Source organism: Dyella sp. SYSU CM1112, assembly GCF_058216415.1.
In genome coordinates, this window is the sequence record NZ_JBZEGI010000002.1 from 246,738 (window position 1) to 266,651 (window position 19,914).

At 59.4% G+C, this 19,914-nt stretch carries 12 protein-coding genes; 9 read left to right on the forward strand and 3 right to left on the reverse strand.

Features of this window, described 5'->3' with window-relative positions:
• Window positions 1–23 precede the first annotated feature (23 nt).
• The 5 genes from AC4HNJ_RS04230 to AC4HNJ_RS04250 all read left to right on the forward strand — a co-directional run bounded on the left by AC4HNJ_RS04230 (window position 24) and on the right by AC4HNJ_RS04250 (window position 8,625).
• Entirely contained in the window at window positions 24–1,844 is a 1,821-nt protein-coding gene (locus AC4HNJ_RS04230) for a putative 2OG-Fe(II) oxygenase (RefSeq protein ID WP_490478274.1), read from the forward strand.
• The gene (locus tag AC4HNJ_RS04235; protein ID WP_490478275.1) at window positions 1,841–4,090 is read left to right on the forward strand and encodes a glycoside hydrolase family 65 protein; all 2,250 of its coding nucleotides are present in this window, start codon (window positions 1,841–1,843) and stop codon (window positions 4,088–4,090) included. Before AC4HNJ_RS04230 ends, AC4HNJ_RS04235 begins: the two co-directional genes overlap by 4 nt.
• 64 nt (window positions 4,091–4,154) lie before the next feature.
• Complete coding sequence (locus AC4HNJ_RS04240; protein WP_490478276.1) at window positions 4,155–5,852, forward strand: trehalase family glycosidase; 1,698 nt, start codon at window positions 4,155–4,157, stop codon at window positions 5,850–5,852.
• A 44-nt stretch (window positions 5,853–5,896) separates the two neighbouring features.
• Complete coding sequence (locus tag AC4HNJ_RS04245) at window positions 5,897–6,979, forward strand: alpha/beta hydrolase (protein ID WP_490478277.1); 1,083 nt, start codon at window positions 5,897–5,899, stop codon at window positions 6,977–6,979.
• Between the two features lie 212 nt (window positions 6,980–7,191).
• Window positions 7,192–8,625, forward strand: a complete 1,434-nt coding sequence (locus tag AC4HNJ_RS04250) for a sigma-54-dependent transcriptional regulator (protein WP_490478278.1) — start codon at window positions 7,192–7,194, stop codon at window positions 8,623–8,625.
• Window positions 8,626–8,791: 166 nt separating this feature from the next.
• On the opposite strand, the gene AC4HNJ_RS04255 is transcribed toward AC4HNJ_RS04250, so the two are convergent.
• The 3 genes from AC4HNJ_RS04255 to AC4HNJ_RS04265 form a co-directional block, all read right to left on the reverse strand.
• Window positions 8,792–10,378, reverse strand: a complete 1,587-nt coding sequence (locus tag AC4HNJ_RS04255) for a hybrid sensor histidine kinase/response regulator (RefSeq protein ID WP_490478279.1) — start codon at window positions 10,376–10,378, stop codon at window positions 8,792–8,794.
• A 211-nt stretch (window positions 10,379–10,589) separates the two neighbouring features.
• Complete coding sequence (locus AC4HNJ_RS04260) at window positions 10,590–12,347, reverse strand: sensor histidine kinase (RefSeq protein ID WP_490478573.1); 1,758 nt, start codon at window positions 12,345–12,347, stop codon at window positions 10,590–10,592.
• 157 nt (window positions 12,348–12,504) lie between these two features.
• Complete coding sequence (locus AC4HNJ_RS04265; RefSeq protein ID WP_490478280.1) at window positions 12,505–14,835, reverse strand: GH92 family glycosyl hydrolase; 2,331 nt, start codon at window positions 14,833–14,835, stop codon at window positions 12,505–12,507.
• Between the two features lie 236 nt (window positions 14,836–15,071).
• On the opposite strand from AC4HNJ_RS04265, the gene AC4HNJ_RS04270 reads away from it, so the two are divergent.
• The 4 genes from AC4HNJ_RS04270 (at window position 15,072) to AC4HNJ_RS04285 (ending at window position 19,808) form a co-directional block, all read left to right on the forward strand.
• Entirely contained in the window at window positions 15,072–16,121 is a 1,050-nt protein-coding gene (locus AC4HNJ_RS04270; RefSeq protein WP_490478281.1) for a LacI family DNA-binding transcriptional regulator, read from the forward strand.
• Between the two features lie 16 nt (window positions 16,122–16,137).
• Window positions 16,138–17,460, forward strand: coding sequence for an L-fucose:H+ symporter permease (gene fucP / locus AC4HNJ_RS04275; protein ID WP_490478282.1), 1,323 nt, complete (start codon window positions 16,138–16,140; stop codon window positions 17,458–17,460).
• Between the two features lie 156 nt (window positions 17,461–17,616).
• Window positions 17,617–18,594 carry a carbohydrate kinase family protein gene (locus tag AC4HNJ_RS04280; RefSeq protein WP_490478283.1) on the forward strand — a complete coding sequence of 326 codons (978 nt, stop codon included), beginning with the start codon at window positions 17,617–17,619 and terminating at the stop codon, window positions 18,592–18,594.
• A complete protein-coding gene (locus tag AC4HNJ_RS04285) occupies window positions 18,591–19,808 on the forward strand; it encodes an AGE family epimerase/isomerase (RefSeq protein WP_490478284.1) in 1,218 nt (405 codons plus the stop codon). Before AC4HNJ_RS04280 ends, AC4HNJ_RS04285 begins: the two co-directional genes overlap by 4 nt.
• Window positions 19,809–19,914: the final 106 nt, after the last annotated feature.

Consider the following 19,914-nt stretch of genomic DNA (forward strand, 5'->3'; position numbering starts at 1 on the left):
TCCCTGACCTATCTACCGGCTCGATGTCTACGCTCCCGCCCACGCTTCTTGCCACGATGCAGCGTATCGGCACGCTGCTACAAGGCGGCGAGATCAAGGCCGCGCACGATCAGCTGCAAGTGGTCGTTGAACAGCATCCCGACTATGTCGAGGGGCTGCGCCTGCTCGGCGGCATCCGGCAGACATTCGGCGATACCGAGGGCGCGGAGGCGTTGCTGCGCAAGGCCATGGCGGTCGATCCAAACTGGGCTCCCACACTGGCGACGCTAGGCGAACTGTTACTGAGCCTGGGTCGTCACGATGAAGCGATACCACTGTTGCAACGCGCCGCGCAACGCCTACCGCATGCCGCGCTATTGCTTGCACGCTATTACAACGACCAGCAACGTTCCATTGAAGCACTGAATGTCATCGCGCCTTTATGTGCTTCCGGACACATCCAGGGCGAACTGGTTGCCCAGCATGTGATGGCATTGGCCGCTCTGGGCCGTGAAAGTGAAGCAGTCGGCTTTTATCACCAGATAGCGGAAGCGTCACCGGATAATCCCGCGGCAACACAAGCTCTGGCGATGGCGCTGAGCGCAGCGAACCGCCATAGCGAGGCCGAACGCACGGCTCAACATCTGCTGGTACAAGGACACAAATCCGCTGCCCTCCATTTCATCCAGGCCAAAAGCCTGGTTGCACAGGCGGACTTCGAGCGCGCTGAAATCGCTTTGCGCGATTGCTTGCGCCTGGAGCCCCGCCATATCGATGCACATGATCACCTCGCACGACTGATCTGGATGCGGACCGGCGATGCTGAGCAAACTACAGCGACGCTCGATCAAGCCTTGCAAGCGTTCCATAACGACGAAGCGCTGCTCGCTGCCAAAGCCGCCATTCTTCAAGGTGCGGGGGATCCGCGCGGCGCCTATGCATGCCTGGCCGCCGCCGCGGCGCGTATGCATGCATCGCCTGCACTGTTGGTGCGCGCAGGGCTCGCTGCGCTGGAATTTGATCCGTCCGCTGCGCTGGCACTGGCTGAGCGTGCACAACGCTTGTCACCATCGACCGCAGCCTCTCGGAATCTGCTGGCTGCCGCGCTGCTCGGCATCGGCGACGCGCCTCATGCATTACGCCATTGCGAAGCGTTGCTGGCCAACACACCGGACGATCAATACCTCATCGCCCTGCAAACCACCGCCTGGCGTTTGCTCGGCGACACACGCTACGACGCGTTTTGCGATTACACACACCTGGTACGACCCTATCTGTTGCAAGCGCCACCCGCTTGGACAGATCTAGCCAGCTTCCTGACCGACCTGAAGCACAGCCTCAACCGCCTGCATAATCCGCACGGTCATCCATTGTTGTTCCAATCCTTGCGTCACGGCACAGAAACGACCGGGGATCTCTCGCGCCATACCGATCCTGTCATCCAGGCTTTGTTCCAGGCTTTCGACGCACCGATCCGGGATTATCTCGCCCACATCGGTCATGGCTCCGATCCTCTGCGTCGTCGCAACCGGGGAACCTACCGATTCAACGGCGGCTGGTCGGTGCGATTGCGCAGCGCCGGCTTTCATACCAATCACGTACATCCGCGCGGCTGGATTTCCTCCGCCTTCTACATTGACCTGCCTGAGAGCATGGTCGATACGTCCAGCCCGGACGGGTGTCTCGCCTTCGGCGAACCCAGCATTGCTACAACACCACCCTTGCACGCCCAGCATGTGGTTCGCCCCGAGGAGGGCAGGCTCGTGTTGTTCCCTTCGTATTTTTGGCACGGCACCGTTCCTTTCCACAGCGAGCAGACCCGGCTCACCGTGGCGTTCGACGTCGTGCCAGGAGAACCGGCATGAAAGCCTCTCGCTTTATCCTCGCCTGTCTGCTGATCGCCGGTCCCGCCTGCGCCGCTACCGATCCCAGTTTCCTGCTCACCGCTACGTCGCAGAATCTCGATAGCTATTTTCCGGGACAGCTAGGCAACGGCTATAGCTCGACCATGACATCGCCACGCGGCACGGAAGGCACGCTTGCTTATCTGGTCGCTTTCATGGATTACGCAAAAGGCGATGTCTCGCGTCCTGCCGCTATCCCGGGCTGGACGGAGATCAACTACAGCACCGGTCCTTCACCGAACGGCCAGGCCTGGCTCAACCAGGTCGATATGAGCCCGTCGCGTTTCCAGAACTATCACCAAGTGCTGGATATGTACGACGGCACGCTGACGACCACGTATCGCTATGTCGATGGCCGCAAGGCGACCGATATCAAGGTGACAACCCTGGTGAGCCAGGCATCTCCTCATTTGGCGGCCACTCAGCTGACGATCACCCCTGATTTCGATGGAGAAGTCGATCTTTCGTTTGCCTTGAACCTGTGGGCGCCACATCAACCCCGTTTTGCTCTCGCCAAGCTTGATGGTGATCAAGTACTGGAAGCGGTAGCAGCCAACAACATGAAGCTCGAGGCGATTCCACCCGCGACGCCGGATCGCGCTCCGCTTTGGTATCACGGCGACACGCACGTGCTTGCAAGCCATGGCGACACCACGGCACTGACGCTGTGGCTGGATGGACGCGCCGAGCAGGGAGCCGGCATGGCCGAGGCTGTGGCCATCGGCTTGCCGGAAGGCGTTCGTCCGACAGAGGCCAAGCTTTACCAGGATGATTATCGATTGGCGCTCAATCTGCGCGTTGCCGTGCAGAAAGGACATACCTACGCCTTCACCAAGTACGTCGCGGTTTCGCGCGAGCACTGGGGCGGCGATGCCGGACAGGACCGCGCGCTGGCGATCGCTGCACGCAAGCAAGGCTTCGACGCCATGCTTACGCATCAAGCCGATGCATGGCACCACTTATGGGCCTCGGACATCGTCATCCAGGGGGATCCCAAGGCGCAGCAGATCGTGCACTCCGATCTGTATTACCTGCTATCGAACTCGACCCCCGATACGTCGTGGCCAATCGGAGCGTGCGGCATGACCCCGGGCTATACCGGGCACATTTTTTGGGACAGTGACTCCTGGGTTTTTCCGGCCTTGCTCCTGTTGCATCCCGAACGCGCCAAGTCGCTGGTCATGTTCCGTGATGCGTCTCTCGCGCCCGCCGAGCAACGCGCCCGCGAACGCGGTTTGCAAGGCGCGATGTATCCCTGGGAAGCCGACCCCGACAACGGCACCTCGCAGACGCCCCGCTCGGCGCGCGTGCTGGACGAAAGCGAGATCCACGTCAACGCCGACATCGCCATCGCGCAGTGGCAGTACTACCTTGCCACACATGATCGAGACTGGCTCGTGCATGACGGATGGCCCGTCATCCGCGCCGTCGCCGATTTCTGGGCCAGCCGCGCTACCTACGTACCCGCCAAACATCGCTACGACATTCTCCACGTGACATCCGTGGACGAGCGTTACAACGACATACCCAACGACACATTCACCAACGCCTCCGCACGCAGGGCGCTGCAGATCGCCACGGCCGCTGCCGCCATCGTCGGCGCCACTCCCGATCCGCACTGGGCCGAAGTCGCAAAGGGTCTGTACCTGCCATTCGACGCCAAAGACGGTCATTACCTCAACTTCGACGCATCGGTTCCGTTCGACGCGCGAACCGAAGGCGGCCCCCTCCCCCTGCTCTCGTACCCTTCGCTGGACATGCCGATGAGCCCGGAAACGCGACGTCGCGATTACCAATACGCGACGCTGTTTCTCAAGCACATGCAGCACGGCATGAACAGCATGGGTTTCGAACCCTTATCGATTGCAGCGGCCACGGCCGGCAAAGACGACGATGCACGTTTGTGGTTCGACAGCAATATTACGGCGAACGTCACCAAACCTCCGTTCAACGTGCGCACCGAAACAGCCACCAATAACACCGGCTACTTCATGACGGCCAGCGGCGGCTTGCTGCAAAACATCCTCTTCGGCTTTACCGGCTTGCGCATCAAAGAACAGGGTTTGGTGCAGGCATATGCGCCGACGTTGCCAGCGCGCTGGACAGCCTTGACGCTGAAAAACGTGCATTTCCGTGGTGCATCGATGGACATCGCGCTCAAACGCGATGCCGACGGAAAGGTATCGATAACGCGTCACGTACTTTGACATCAAAACACGTGATGGGCCGCTATGACAGACGCGAGCCCGTCACCCTGGATGGGGAATTCGCATGAAAAGCACGAACCGTCTTACGCATGGCAAGCTGAAAGTCCGCGGTATTACCCTGCTGCTCTCGGCAGCGCTCGTTACTGCGGCATCCGCCGCTCAACCCGACCCGGCAAAAACACACGCCTACATTGATAGAGCGTGGACTACCCTGACGCGGTCCATGGACAATTGCTCGTCGCTGAGCGACCCCAAGATCAAGACACGCCCGGTGCTCTATCTGCCCGCCGGCTTTCCCACGTCAAACGAACTATTGCAGACGCAGAAACGTTGCAATGTCGACGTACATGTTCTGCCACAGCCGATTACGCAACTTGGCGAGATCGATGCCACCAAATTGCCGGTGCAAGGCTTGCTTTACCTGCCCCATCCTTATGTCGTACCCGGCGGCTTCTTCAATGAAATGTATGGCTGGGACAGCTATTTCATCTTGCTCGGCCTGATCGCCGACCACCGAACGGCACTCGCGCGCGACATGGTCGACAATGCTCTATTCGAAGTGCAGTACTACGGCGGCGTACTGAATGCCAACCGCACGTATTACCTCAGCCGATCGCAACCCCCCTTTCTCACCGCAATGATGCTGGCGCTGCTGAACGATCCGGCCAGCTTCCATAGTGCCGATGAAAAGCGAGCATGGCTCGAAAAAGCATATCCGCTCGCCGTACGCAACCATGACATCTGGATCCGGCCGGCACATCTGGCCGGCGATACCGGGCTGGCCCGCTATGACGACTTCGGCAGCGGTCCGGTGTTGGAAGCACGCGACAGCTCCTATTACCGTGGTGTCATCAAATGGCTTATCGCACATCCCAGCGAAAATCCCGGCTATTTGATCAAGGGTTCCGAGCACCCTGACGATGCCGAAGCTGCCCGGCTGAAAACGGAAAGCTGCGATGTGCGTGCGTCGAAGGTGTGTGCCGGCGCGTGGGTCGGCGGTTATCGCCTGACTGCCGATTACTATCACGGTGACCGCGCCATGCGCGAGTCCGGCTTCGACGTCAATTTTCATTTTGGCCCGTTCGCCGGCTCGACCCATCATTACGCGTCGGTAGGCTTGAACAGCCTGCTCTACCGCTATGAGATGGACTTGCATGACTTGGCGATGCAACTCGGCAAGACGGCGGACGCAGCGCATTGGGCGCAAGTCGCTGCGGCACGCAAGCAGGCGATGAACAAATACTTGTGGCGTCCTGAGCTTGGGATGTATCGCGACTACGATTTCGTCGCCGGCAAACCCTCGGACTCGCCGTATCTCACCACCTTCTATCCGCTGTGGGCCCATGCTGCTTCACCACAGCAGGCTGCTTCCGTTCGCAGCAAGCTATCCATTTTTGAATTGCCCGGCGGCCTGACGATGGATAACCGGCCCAGCGGCGCGCAATGGGATAACCCGTTTGGTTGGGCACCGACCAACTGGCTCGCGGTGGCCGGCCTCGATGCATATGGCTTCCATGACGATGCACATCGTATCGCCGGGAAATTCAACGCCACGGTGGATCGGAGCCTGGCTAGCGACGGCACTATTCGCGAGAAATACAATATGGCGAGTGGGAACGCGAACGTGAAGATAAGTGCGGGCTACACCGCAAACGTCATCGGCTTCGGCTGGACCAATGGCGTGTATTTGATGATGGATGAAATCTTGAGCGGCAGCAAAGCCAAGGCCCCGGCTACAGCACCTTCGCCTGCTACGCCATGAGCTTCACTCGTTATTCCAACACTTTGTCATCGAGGAAAAGCACCATGCATGCATTGCGTTTTCCGCTCGCGGCGATGGGGTTTCTATTCATCGCCAACCTAATGAGCACGGCTGTTTACGCACAAGCATCCGCTCCCGGCGTCAAGCCCGATGGAACCGTCACCTCCCCCCCGGTCGCCATTCCCTATTCGAGTTATGCCTCGCCTGAAGCGCGTGCGTTCTTCCCCAAAATGCTGGCAGCCGGGAGCAAGGCACCGCCGATCGACGCACCGATCGAACAGAGCCGCGCGTTCTACGGCCGCATGAATAGCGATCGTGCCGCGCGCATGGAAAAGATGTATCCGGTGAAGATCCATAGCGAAACCATTGCCGGCGTGGGCACAGACGTGGTGCTGCCCGCCCAGGGGATCTCCGAAGAGAACCGCCACCGCGTCCTGATCAACTTGCACGGCGGTGCCTTTCTGTGGGGCGCGCACAGCGGCGGCCTGGTCGAAGCGATTCCTATTGCAAGCATCGGACGCATCAAGGTGATTACCGTGGATTACCGCGAAGGCCCGGAACACACCTTCCCCGCTGCCAGTGATGATGTCGAAGCGGTGTATCGCGCTCTGCTCAAGCAGTACAAACCCGATCAGATCGGCATCTACGGTTGCTCCGCCGGCGGCATTCTTACCGCCGAGTCAACGGCGCGGCTGATCCATGACCATATTCCCGTGCCCGGCGCCATCGGCACGTTCTGCGGTTCGCTGCTGGATATCGATGGCGATTCGGCTTATGTCGCTCCGCTATTGAACGGGCAGGGCGTACCCGCGCCCAACCATCGGCTGACACTCGTCGATCTCCCCTATTTCCATGGAGCCAATCCCAAGGATCCACTGGTGCAACCTGGCTTATCCCCGGCGCTGCTGGCCAAATTTCCTCCCACGCTGCTGATCACCGGCACTCGCGACATGACCATGAGCTCGGTGATTTACAGCCAGCAGCTTCTCGACAAAGCCGGGGTGCCAACCGAACTGCACGTCTGGGAAGGGATGTGGCACTCATTCTTCTCCGACCCCGAGCTGCCCGAGTCGAAGGATGCCTATCGGGTCATCGCACGGTTCTTCCTGTCGCATCTGAGTCATTGACCGGGGAAAGTCGCTGTGCCTCACACCTCACGTACGCGCTTACTGGACATGGGCCCTGCAACCGCAGTGCATAACCGCTGTCGATCGCAAGCTGCACGGAGCGGCCTTGGACGAGGGTCTATCAAACCAATCCCAGCACATCGTGCGTTGCGCTTTGCCAGTGAGGGGTGCGGCGAGTATCCTGAACGGAAACCCACCCTCGCCTCAGAATCATGAGCCAACAGACCGTCCTGGTCATCGACGACGAACGCGATATTCGCGAACTATTGACTATCACACTCGGCCGCATGGACCTGAAGGTCGATGCGGTGGGCACAGTCGCCGAGGCCCGCCAGGCGCTGGCCGAGCATACGTACGATCTGTGCTTCACGGATATGCGCCTGCCCGATGGTAGCGGTCAGGAGATCGTCGAACTGATCGCCGCCCAGCACGATGAAACGCCGGTGGCGATGATTACCGCCTACGGCAATGTCGACGCGGCGGTAACCGCGCTCAAGGCGGGGGCTTTCGACTTCGTCTCCAAGCCGGTCGATATCCAGATGCTGCGCCGGCTGGTGCGTACCGCCCTGAAGCTCGCGGAAGAAAAGCGCAACGGCACTAGCCCCAGTCCGACGGCTGGAGGATCGAGTGATCGCCTGATTGGCGACTCGGCCGTCATGCAGCAAGTGCGCAACACAATCACCAAGCTCGCGCGCAACCAGGCCCCGGTCTACATTGCCGGTGAATCGGGTGTGGGCAAGGAACTGGTGGCGCGGCTGATTCACGAACAAGGCCCGCGCGCGGCAGGTCCCTTTGTGCCGGTCAACTGTGGCGCCATTCCGTCCGAACTGATGGAAAGCGAATTCTTCGGCCACCGCAAAGGCAGCTTCACAGGAGCGGTCGCTGACAAGGAAGGGCTGTTCCAGGCCGCTCACGGCGGCACGCTGTTTCTGGACGAAGTAGCCGAGCTTCCTCTGCACATGCAGGTAAAGCTGCTGCGCGCCATCCAGGAAAAAGCGGTTCGCCCGATCGGTGCACGCGAGGAAGTGGCGGTGGACGTGCGCATTCTTTCTGCCACGCACAAAAATCTGGCCGCTTTGGTCGAGCAGGGTCAGTTCCGGCAGGATCTCTTCTACCGCATCAATGTGATCGAGCTGCGTGTGCCGCCGCTGCGCGAACGCCGCGGTGACGTGTCACTGCTTGCCGACTTCGTGCTGCGCCAACTGGCGGTGAAGAGTGGCGGCGGCGTGCCTGTGCGCCTGCTTCCCGAAGCACGACAGGCTCTCGAGGAATACGACTTTCCGGGCAATGTGCGCGAACTGGAAAACATTCTGGAGCGTGCAGTGGCCATGTGCGACGGCGACCGTATCGATGCAAGCGACCTGATGCTGCCGCAACGTCCACAACGTGCAAGTGCCGAGACGAGCCCATCGTCACACGGACCGGTGCCGCCGGGTTTTGCCCAGGGCCACTTTTCGGTACCGCCTCCGGCCGCGCAGTCGCCTTCCAGTGAGCTTCCGCTGGACGATTACATCAGCAATCTCGAACGTACCGCCATCATGAAAGCGCTGGAAGAATCGCGCTACAACAAGACAGCGGCGGCTCGAAAACTGGGTATTACCTTCCGCGCCCTACGCTACAAGCTGAAAAAACTGGGCATCGATTGAAGCACTGATGCGTCGGTGCATAGGCCTTGGCTTGATGCTGTGCGAACTTATCGGGCGCCAATGACATCGATGATCCCATGAATCGCCTGTAGCATCCTGGCAAAATGTTGCGGGCGAAGCGTTGATCTATTGGCCAGGCGGCTTGCGGCTCGTGCAGACAAGCCTCTTAGTGTGGCCTCGGCCTTTCCTTGCCACCTTCACGCAGGGCTTCACGCACCCCCCGCAACAACGTCCGGGTACTGACTGGTTTGTTCAGACGGCGAATTCGGTTGCCAGGGACCTGGAATTTGGATGAATCGGGCGGATCATCGGCGCGAGAAAGTACCAGTACGCCATTGCGGTACCCGTACTGGCTCAGCGCGGCCAAGGTGCGCTCGCTGGTGAAGAGGCTCATATCCGCATCCATCACCACCAGATCAGGCAAGCCGCAGGCCTCGATCCATTGCAGCGCCGCAGTGCCGCTCTGGCTACCGTGCACTTCGTACCCCCAGGCATCGAGCGTATCGCTCAACAGCGTGAGTTGGCCGGCCTCTTCCACTACTAACAGCACATGCTCGGCATTACCCTGCAAACTGACATCGACCTCAGTCAACTCGGAAGCATCGGTCATGGAGCGTGTGAGCGGAAGGTACAGATCAAAGCAACTGCCTTCGCCAACGACACTGTCCATGCGCATCACCCCGCCGTGGCTATAGACAATGCGACGGCATGACAGCAACCCCAGGCCGGTGCCGCCATCTTTAGTGGTGAAGAACGGTTCGAATAGCCGCTTGCGTACTTCTTCGGTCATGCCCACACCGTTGTCACGCACGGATAAGCGTGCGTATTCCCCCGGTTGTGCATCCTCATGTTCCAGGAAAAAGTCGATGTCCAAGTGCGCTTTGCCCGTAGTCACACGCAAAAGGCCGCCTTGCGGCATGGCCTGAATGGCGTTGAGGCAAAGATTGAGCAGGCATTGCTGTAGTTCAGTGTGATTGCCTTCAAAGGTGAGCTCTGGATCCGATACCTCCACATCGAACGTCACCGTGCGCGGCACGCTCCCTTGTAGCAACAAGGACAAGGCTTCGATCAGCGCTTGAACTTTGACTTGCTCAGCGCGCCGCGCGCCACGTGCAAACGACAACATCGACTGCACCATTTCCAGGCCACGCCGGCCGCAGTCCCGCACCAATGCACCCAGCCTCGCCAGCCGCGGGTCATCCTCGTAATCCTGCAGGCTGTCGCCTGCCAACAACAAGGGTTGCAATAAATTGCGCAAGTCATGACTCAAGCCCCCGGCAAGCATGGCAAGACTTTCGAACCGTTGAATGCGGATCAGCTCCGCTTCTGCTCTGGCGCGTGCATGTTGCTCATCGGCTTCGCGCAAGGCACGTCGGACGGCGCTCGCCAGGCGAGCAGGATTTTGCTTGAGGATGTAGTCGGTGGCGCCCTCACGTAGCGCCGCGATGGCGGCCTCCTCTCCCAGGGTGGCAGACACATAGATAAACGGTGTATCCGGACTGAGCTCCAGCAGTAATTCCAAAGCGCGCTGACCTGAAAACCCGGGCATGCTCAAATCGGAAAGCACGATCTCCGGCTTGAACAGCTTAAGGGTTTCGACAAAAGCTTCCTCGTCGTCAACCAGCCGCACCTCGTAGTCGATGCCATCGGCCTGCAGTTCCGTCAGGATCAGCTCCGCGTCGAATGGGCTGTCCTCGACCTGCAGGATCCGTATACGGGGCAACGGTCTTTGATGGTTGGCTTTTTCCGGCATCCCTGAGCATTCCAGATAACTTCTAGCCTGCGTCCGGCTCATACCCATCATATTGGAACACGCCGCCTTCGGAAGAGGCGCCCTCCGCCTCCCCTTTGCGACGGCTCGAATACGACTCCTGCCCCCTGCGGGAAGCCCCGTCGGAAACGACTTAAAACCCCTATTTCACAAGCACCGCGCCTAGCTGCCGTCCCGGATGACGCCCCTACCCTTATAACGAGGGTGGGTCGATGGCGGAAAGGGTGAAATGAAAGCGCGCACCATGTCCCGGCTCGCCTTCTGCCCAGACTCGGCCGCCATGACGCGCCACAATACGCCGCACATTGGCTAGCCCAATACCGTTACCAGGAAATTCACTGGCCTTGTGCAGCCGCTGGAATACACCAAAAAGCTTGTCGACGTAGCGCATGTCGAAGCCTGCGCCGTCGTCGGACACCGTGAACTGGTATTCCCCATCGTCGCCCGGCTGCACGGATACATCGATATGCGCGATTTCGCACTGGCCGGTGTACTTCACAGCGTTGCCGATAAGGTTTTGCCAGACGGTGCGCAACATGTTCTCATCCCCCACCACCACCGGAAGCGACTCGATGCGCCAGATGATGCGCCGCTCGGGTGCCTCGGACTCCGTCAGCATTCGCGTTTCTTCGACCAGCGCATGCATATCGACCGCCTGCAAACGCAAGGCGCCCCGCCCAAGACGCGAAAATACCAGCAGATCTTCGATCAGCTGAGTCATGCGATGCGATGCATCACGAATAACGCTCAGATAGTGCCGCGCTGTGTTGTCGCTTTGTTCGCCCAGATGTGCATCGAGCTTCTGCGCAAAAGCGGTGATGTGCCTGAGCGGTGCGCGCAAATCATGGGAAACGGAATAACTGAAGGCCTCCAGCTCGCGATTGACCTCGGAAATCTGCGCAACCTTACCTTCCAATTGGTGGTTGAGTTCTTTCACTTGCTGCTCGACCAGGGCACGTGCAGTCACATCACTGACGGTCAGCAGCAGCGTAGGGTTGTCGCTGTCCTGGGGTTGCAAGCGACGGGCATTGATCACGACGTGACGTTCGACGCCATCGACCGTGCGCTGCGTCAGCTCGAAGTCCCACAACTCTCGATCGCGCAGTAGCACGTCGCGCAGACGCTGTCGTAACACTTCGTCCGCCCAGGCACCCTGGCCGATATCTTCCAAGCGTTCGGCGCGGCTTTCCTCCGATACACCGTACAACTCGCTAAAGGCTGCATTGACCAGCAGAGTGCGCAGATCCTCATCGAGCAAGGCAATCGGTTCGCGTACCGCTTGCAGGATCATCTGCGACCGTTGTACTGCCTGACGCTCACGAATCTCTGCCTGCAGGCGATGGCCGATCTGCCGCTCGGATACGACCACCACGATCATCAGCATCAACCATTGCGCGACTGCCGTCAGCTCAAGTACCAGGCGATTGGTATCCGACTGCTTCTTGGCTGCCTCGTGGCGCTGTTGCAGGGCTTGCTCCGCGGCCACCACCAACTTGTTGGCGACCATATCGATATGGAACAACGCATCCGCGTCACGCAAGGCTTGCGCTGCACCCTCGCCATCCTTTTGCTGATACCGCTGAACGGCCTGATGCAGGAGCGCCAAGCGACCGCTCTCGACCGCGACAAACTGCTCCGCCAAGCGTGCCTGCGCGGGATCGTCGGCAGTGATGCGACGCAACTCATCCAGCAGCCCCGGTGTGACCTTTTCAGCGCTTTGCGCTACCGCCTGGGTGTGGGCGTAAGCATCGCCGGCGAGCAAATGCTGGAGCGCCGACTCGCTGCTATGTGTCTGATCGGCGATGCGATATACCAGTGCCTCGACTTCCGCCGACCGGGTCACCAGTTCGCCCGCCACGAACATCTGCCGCGACCCGCCACGCGTGATCAGGTATGGCAGCGCAACGATGACCAACACCGCAAGCAATAGGCCACCGGTTCGCCAGGGCATTGCCGCTAATTGTCGTCCCCCCCGCTCAGTCATCGATGGCCCTTGATCGATATACGCTTCGGCATGATGCATGCATTCTGCGCATGTTTTCGGTCACTGACCAGTGTGCTGCGAAACACTCTCCCCCTTCGCAAAAGAAGGGGGAGAAACTGTTGCACTATTTCGTGTAAGGACTCATTGCAGCCGGACGCGCGGAAATGGCCTGGCCCCACGTCTTGTTAGGTTCAGCCTGCATGGTGAAGTGCAATTCGCCGCCAGCGAGAATATCGGCATGCTTCAGGTAGACGCGGTTCAGCGGCTTGCCGTTGAGGGTGATGTCGCCCACGTAAGGATGTGCGTTATCCATCGGCGATGCTGTAATCGTAAACGTGTGCCCATTGCTCAAATGGATTGCCGCCTTCGGCACGAACGGCCTACCGATTGCATATTCGTCACTGGCCGGCGTGACGGGATAGAAACCCAAGGCGGTGAAGATGTACCAGGCTGACATTTGACCGAGGTCATCATTGCCAATCAGGCCTGCGGGCCCCGGACCGTACTCGTTGTCCATGATCTGCTTGAGCCGTTGCTGCGTCTTCCACGGTTCGCCGGCGTAGTCATACAGGTAGGCAATATGGTGGCTGGGCTCGTTGCCATGGGCATACCAGCCGATCAGGCCCGTGATGTCTTCCACATTTTTGAAGATAGAGGGATCGACCTTTGCGTCGAACAATTCATCGAGCTTGTGGGTGAAGGCCTGGTCGCCGCCCATGGCCGTAATCAAGCCGGCAACATCCTGCGGCACGTACCAGGAGTACTGCCATGCATTGGCTTCGGTGTAGTCATCGCCATAGCCGGCGCTGGTCGGATCAAAGGGCACGCGGAACTTGCCGTTACTCAGCTTTGCACGCATGAAGCCGGTTTTTGGATCCCACACGTTGCGCCAATTGGTCGCGCGCTTTTCGAACGTATTGAAAATGTCGTGTCGGCCGAGCGCCTTGGCCATCTGCGCGATGGCCCAGTCGTCATAAGCGTATTCCTGCGTCTTGGAGCCACCCTCTACTTCCTTATCGATAGGGACGTAACCCAGCTTCATGTAATCGGCCAGATCGCCATAGTCGCCGTAGGTCGCAGTGGAGACCATGGCCTTGAGCGCCTGGTTCGCATCGAAACCACGGATACCCTTGATGTACGCATCCGCGATGATCGCCACGGCGTGGTAGCCGGTCATGCACCAGGTTTCCAGACCCTGATAAGCCCACACCGGCAACATCCCAAACGGACTGGCCTGCTGCGCGGCGAGCAACGAGCGTATGAAATCGACCGTGTGATCCGGATGCAACAGAATCAGCAACGGTTGTTGGGCGCGGTAGACATCCCACATCGACCAGCTCGAATAGAAATCGAACCCGTCAGCGTGATGCACCTGATAATCCGGCCCACGGTATTCACCGTTGACATCCATGCTCAGGTTCGGCGCGATCATGGCGTGGTACAGGGCGGTATAAAACTGTGTGCGCAAAGCCTGCGGACCGTCGACATCGATCGGTGCCAGCGCCTTGTTCCAGGCAGCGAAGGCTTCGCGGCGGCGTGCGTCGAAATCCCAACCTGCGCCATCCTTGTCCAGGTTGGCGACCGCATTGGCTTCGCTCACCGATGAAATCGCTACCTTCACCAACAGAGGTTGCTTGAGCTCGCCAAAATCGAATACTCCTTCCAGCGCCCGTCCGTTCTGCGCATTGCGGTCTTCAGGCTGATTACCTGGGCCTTTGAATCCCTTGTAGATAACGTTGGTCTCGCGGTTGTAGAGCTCACGCGAGATCATCGGCTGGTTAAAGCGCATGGCGAAACAAAGTTCGCGCCCCGGTGCCCAGCCGCGCGTGGTGCGGCAACCAGTCACCATGCCATCCGCATGCACTTGGAGATTCGCCCACAGCACTTTGCCGGGATAGTCGTAAATGCTTGGACGCAGATCCAGTAACAAGTGCGCTGGCTTGCCGGCCGGGAAGGTGTAGCGATGCCAGCCGACGCGGCGACCCGCCGTCAATTCGGCCCGAATACCGTAGTCGCTAAGCGTCACCGCGTAATAACCCGGCTGCTCCACTTCAGTCGTGTGACTAAAGCGAGAGCGGTAACCACTGCCCGGGACCTTTTCGTCGCCCGGATCAAGCTTCACATCACCAGCAATAGGCATGACCAGCACATCGCCCAGGTCCGAGTGGCCGGAGCCGGAAAAGTGCGTATGGGAGAAGCCCATGATGGTGGGATCGCCGTATTGGTAGCCGGCAGCCCATTTGTAGGCATGCTTGAAATCCGGCATGGCGGTATCGGGAGAGAGCTGGACCATACCGAACGGCACGGTCGCACCCGGAAAAACGTGTCCGTCGCCGCCGGTCCCTATGCGAGGATCGACATCCGCCGCATGATCACTGGCCCGGGCTGCGGAAAGCGCCCCCAGGGATGTCATCATGAGCACGGCGAGGCAGGAGCAAATCAGGCGTTGATTCATTGGGATAGGGGGCCTGTTAATGTCTTCTGTTTTTGGGGAAGAGCCGGGGCAACTCTTTCCTTGCCTCCGACCCAGCCCCTCCTAGGGCAGTCTGATTATGGGATCTGACGGTTTGGATCGTTCTAAACACGACAAGTTAACATTGAGGGAGCCACTTGGCATGCTGCACTGCGTGATCATGATTATCGCGGTTCGGGTAAATTTGGATCGTTCCAAACGCAAGGACCAGGCCTAAAATGGGGAATACACCACCGGTCGGCCGCAAGGTCACCCTTAGCGACATTGCCGCGGGCTGCGACGTCTCCCGCGCCACCGTTTCGCTCGTCCTGCGGGGTAGCCCGCTGGTCAACAAACACACGCGTGCCCGTGTCGAGGAAGAGCTGCGCAGGCAAGGATACGTGTACAACCGTGCCGCCGCGAATCTCCGTCGTCGCACGTCCTCAAGCATCGCACTGGTGCTCAATGATCTGGCCAACCCCTTCTTCGCCGAATTCGCCGCTGGCGTCGACGAAATTCTGGGCAACATGGGTTACGTCACTCTGCTCGGCAGCACGGGTGAGTCGACCACACGCGAACTCGCCGTGCTTGGCTCGCTGATGGAACATGGACCCGCCGGCATCATTCTTTCGCCAGCTGAAGGCAGTGACGCGCAACAGCTGCTTGCAGCGGTGGGCACCCAAACACCGCTGCTGCTGTTCAACCGTGAGGTGGCCGGTGACATTGCCGCATGCGATCACTGGGATCGACTGTTCCTGGACAACCAACGCGGCGCGCGGCTCGCGACGGAACATTTGATCGCTCAAGGGCATCGGCATATCGCGTTCTATGGCGGTCATTTGAGTTCGAGTTCCTGCCAGCAACGTCGGGCCGGCTACACCGAAGCGATGAAAGCGGCAGGTCTGCCGATAGAAACCCAATGGATGGTGGAATGCATCCCCAACCGCCTGGATGCAGTGGCTCAGTGCGAGCAGCTCTTCAAGGGAAGCAAGTCACCCACAGCAGCGGTTTGCTACAACGATGCGGTCGCGCTGGGTTTGATGTTGGGGCTGCATCAGCGCGGCCTGCAGCCGGGCCGGGATTTCGCCCTTACCGGTTTTGACGACATTGCCGAAGCAGCAGTCAGCGCACCGCCACTGACCACCTTGGCCGTGACCCCGCGCGCGCGCGGGCGGCAGGCGGCCGAGCTGATTTTGCAGCGCCTGAAAGACCCTTCAGCTGCCGCCCATCAGACCATCGCTCCCGTGGAATTGCTGGTACGCGCCAGCAGTTGCCCGCCTCCCGCCTGATTCACTGGAAACCATCATGGCTTTTACTGCAGTAACGCCGCCGTCCTCCGGATTGTCGACGGCCCCCAACGACAACCGTTACACGTTCTATCCGCTCGCATTGACCGTCATCACGGCGGTGTTTTTCATGTGGGGCTTTCTCACGGCGCTGAACGACATTCTGATTCCCCATCTGAAAGCCGTGTTCGAACTGAACTATGCGCAAGCCATGCTGGTGCAGTTCACCTTCTTCGGCGCGTATTTCCTGATGTCGCTGCCTGCTGGAAGACTGGTCGCGCACCTGGGTTACAAGAAAAGCATCGTGACCGGTTTGATCATCGCTGGCATCGGTGCGCTGGGCTTCTGGCCAGCGGCAGACCTTCGCCTTTATGTCGGTTTTCTCGGTGCGCTGTTCGTACTTGCCACCGGCATTACCGTGCTGCAAGTGGCTGCCAACCCCTACGTCGCACTGCTAGGTCCCGAAAAAACCAGCTCCAGCCGCCTGACCCTGGCGCAAGCGCTCAATTCGTTCGGCACCTTTCTCGCGCCATGGTTCGGCAGCCTCCTGATCCTTTCGACCAAGGTAAAAAGTGCTGGCGAGATCGCCGGCCTTTCTGCCACCCAGCAGATGCTCTACCGCACTCAGGAGGCGCAGGCGGTACAGACGCCTTATATCGGCCTTGCGGTTGTATTGGTGCTGCTGGCGGTATTCGTCTGGATATTCCGCCTGCCATCCCTGGAAGAAAACACCGAGAAAGCAGATATCAGCCATCACACGCTGCTGGATGCCTTGCGTTATCGCCATGTGCTGTTCGGCGTGCTGGGCATCTTCTTCTACGTCGGCGCCGAAGTTTCCATCGGCAGCTTCATGGTCAACTACCTGTCTCAGCCGAATATTGGTCACATGAGCGAACAGGAAGCAGCCCATTACGTATCGCTTTATTGGGGCGGCGCGATGATAGGTCGTTTCCTCGGCTCCGTGCTGCTCGCCAAGTTGTCTCCACGCAAATTGCTGGCCGTGTTCGCCGTCGTGAATGTCGTGCTTTTGCTTGTCACGATGTCGACCAGTGGCACAGTAGCGATGTATAGCATCGTCGCGATCGGCCTGTTCAACTCGATCATGTTCCCGACCATTTTCTCACTGGGCATCGAGCGTATGGGGCCGCTTACCGGCAAGGCGTCGAGCTTGTTGATCATGGCGATCGTCGGTGGCGCGTTGATGCCTTATCTGCAGGGCGTGCTGGCCGACAGCATCGGCGTGCAGCATGCGTTCTTCCTGCCATTGCTGTGCTACGCATACATCGTTTTTTACGGCGTGAGTGGTTCGATCATTCGCAGTGCGCCGGTACAAGCCAATTGAAACGTGTCTTCTTCCGCACCGCATAGGGATGGCACGCGCGCTTTACCATGTTATTGATCCGAGACTCCGGATCTGGCGCACGCGTGCTCCTTATCCCCTATGCGGCCTGGCTAAACAAAACATTCCATCATGTATTTCAACCCTTGAGGCTCTTTGATGAAACGTTCCATCCTCTGCTTTGGCGAGGCTTTGATCGATATGCACGGCGAAGGCAACGATGGTCACGGCTTTCCGCAACGTTTTCTTCCTTTTGCCGGCGGCGCACCTGCGAATGTCGCCGTTGCAGTCGCCAAGCTAGGTAAGCATGCGCGCTTCGCCGGCATGCTCGCATTCGATCGCTTCGGTGATTTCCTGCTGCATAGTCTGCAGCAAGCGGGCGTGGATACGGCCGATGTCGTACGCACCGGTGAAGCCAATACGGCGTTGGCGTTCGTTACCTTGGATACGCATGGCGAACGCAGTTTCAGTTTCTACCGTCCACCCTCCGCCGATCTCCTGTTCCGTGCCGAGCATTACCGGCCAGACGCATTCGTTGACACCGCTGTCTTTCACGTCTGTTCGAACAGCATGACTGATCATGAGCTGGCGTCCGCCACGCTGACCGGTATGCAACGCGCGCGGCAAGCCGGCACCCTGGTGAGTTTCGACCTGAATCTCCGACCGGCGCTATGGCCGCGCGGTGTTGAACCACGACCGCACGTTTGGCCGGCGCTGCTGCTTGCGGATGTCGTCAAACTCAGTGCGGAAGAATTCGACTGGCTGGCGAACGAAGGCGAAGACGTTCTGTTCGATCGCCTATGGGGCGGTCATGCTCGCCTTCTGATCGTTACCGACGGACCGCACCCGTTGCGCTGGTATCACCCGGATGCCAGCGGCGAGCTGCCTTGCTACAACGTTCCCATGGTTGATAGCACCGGCGCTGGCGACGCTTTCGTGGGCGGTCTGTTGCACCAGCTCGCAGAACAAAACATCACCCCTTCCAACCTCGATGCATGGGTCGGAGCGCTGCCGCGTTTGCATGCCACGTTGCGCTATGCCAGTGCCTGTGGCGCCGTCGCCGTAACGCGCCATGGCTCATTTGCCGCCATGCCGAATGCCGATGAGGCGCAACAATTCATGGAGATTCACGCATGACCACGCCTGCTTATCCGGATTTCCGCTCCGAAGCTTTTCTGCGTGAGCACATTGCCCAGACCATGGCGTTCTACCACCCGCATGCCATCGATCCTGCAGGAGGATTCTTTCAATACTTCCGTGACGATGGCACGGTCTACGACGCTGGCCATCGTCATCTGGTAAGCAGCACTCGCTTCGTCTTCAACTACGCCATGGCAGCTATCGAGTTCGGCCAGGAAGAATATCTCGACGCCGCGCGCCATGGTCTTCGCTATCTGCGCGAGGTCCATCGCAACGCTGACACAGGTGGTTACGCATGGACCATCCGTGACGGCCAGCCGGAGGATCGCACTAATCACGCGTACGGCGTTGCCTTCGTATTGCTCGCCTATTCCACGGCGTTGAAGGCGGGTATCCGCGAAGCCGCCGCGTGGATGGACGAAACCTGGCAGCTGCTGGAGCAGCGCTACTGGGATGCACAGGCGGGCCTTTATCGCGACGAAGCCGATCCGCAATGGCACTTCAGCACCTACCGCGGCCAGAACGCCAACATGCACATGTGCGAGGCCATGCTGGCGGCCTATCAGGCCAGCGATGAGCCACGCTACCTGGACCGCGCCCTGGCGTTGGCTCAAGCCATGACACAACGTCAAGCAGCACTCGCCGATGGCCTGGTCTGGGAGCACTACCACATCGACTGGAACGTCGACTGGGATTACCACAAGGATGATCCCAAGCACCTGTTCCGTCCCTGGGGTTTCCAACCAGGGCATCAAACAGAATGGGCGAAACTCCTGATGATTCTGGAGCCGCTGCTGCTCGAACGCGGTCGTGAGGAAAAGTGGCTGGCGCCTACCGCGCAACATCTCTTCGATACCGCGCTCGCACGCGCTTGGGACCCGGTCAACGGCGGCATTTGTTATGGCTTCGCACCTGATGGCAGCGTATGCGACGGCGATAAATACTTCTGGGTGCAAGCCGAATCGCTGGCTGCCACTGCACTGCTGCATGCGCGCACCGCCGACGCGAAATACGATGAGTGGTACGGCAAGCTTTGGAATTACTCCTGGGATCATTTCATCGATCATCAGTACGGCGCCTGGTACCGCATCCTTACCCAGGACAACCAGAAGTATGACGACCTGAAAAGTCCGGCCGGCAAGACCGACTACCACACCATGGGTGCATGCTACGAAGTCATTGCGCTGATTCGCGCCGGCGGCAAACCTTGACATGATCAAGGCCAGAACGGAGCGCCAGTGCGCTCCGTTCTCCGCCTGGACCTGCCTAATGACATTACATGCCGTATCTATCCCGTTCCGCAGTAGCCTTTCGACG

Coding starts and splice junctions, on each gene's coding strand:
- AC4HNJ_RS04230 (WP_490478274.1), top strand. CDS start 24: ATGTCTACGCTCCCGCCCACGCTTCTTGCCACGATGCAGCGTATCGGC.
- AC4HNJ_RS04235 (WP_490478275.1), top strand. CDS start 1,841: ATGAAAGCCTCTCGCTTTATCCTCGCCTGTCTGCTGATCGCCGGTCCC.
- AC4HNJ_RS04240 (WP_490478276.1), top strand. CDS start 4,155: ATGAAAAGCACGAACCGTCTTACGCATGGCAAGCTGAAAGTCCGCGGT.
- AC4HNJ_RS04245 (WP_490478277.1), top strand. CDS start 5,897: ATGCATGCATTGCGTTTTCCGCTCGCGGCGATGGGGTTTCTATTCATC.
- AC4HNJ_RS04250 (WP_490478278.1), top strand. CDS start 7,192: ATGAGCCAACAGACCGTCCTGGTCATCGACGACGAACGCGATATTCGC.
- AC4HNJ_RS04255 (WP_490478279.1), bottom strand. CDS start 10,378: ATGCCGGAAAAAGCCAACCATCAAAGACCGTTGCCCCGTATACGGATC.
- AC4HNJ_RS04260 (WP_490478573.1), bottom strand. CDS start 12,347: ATGCCCTGGCGAACCGGTGGCCTATTGCTTGCGGTGTTGGTCATCGTT.
- AC4HNJ_RS04265 (WP_490478280.1), bottom strand. CDS start 14,835: ATGAATCAACGCCTGATTTGCTCCTGCCTCGCCGTGCTCATGATGACA.
- AC4HNJ_RS04270 (WP_490478281.1), top strand. CDS start 15,072: ATGGGGAATACACCACCGGTCGGCCGCAAGGTCACCCTTAGCGACATT.
- fucP (WP_490478282.1), top strand. CDS start 16,138: ATGGCTTTTACTGCAGTAACGCCGCCGTCCTCCGGATTGTCGACGGCC.
- AC4HNJ_RS04280 (WP_490478283.1), top strand. CDS start 17,617: ATGAAACGTTCCATCCTCTGCTTTGGCGAGGCTTTGATCGATATGCAC.
- AC4HNJ_RS04285 (WP_490478284.1), top strand. CDS start 18,591: ATGACCACGCCTGCTTATCCGGATTTCCGCTCCGAAGCTTTTCTGCGT.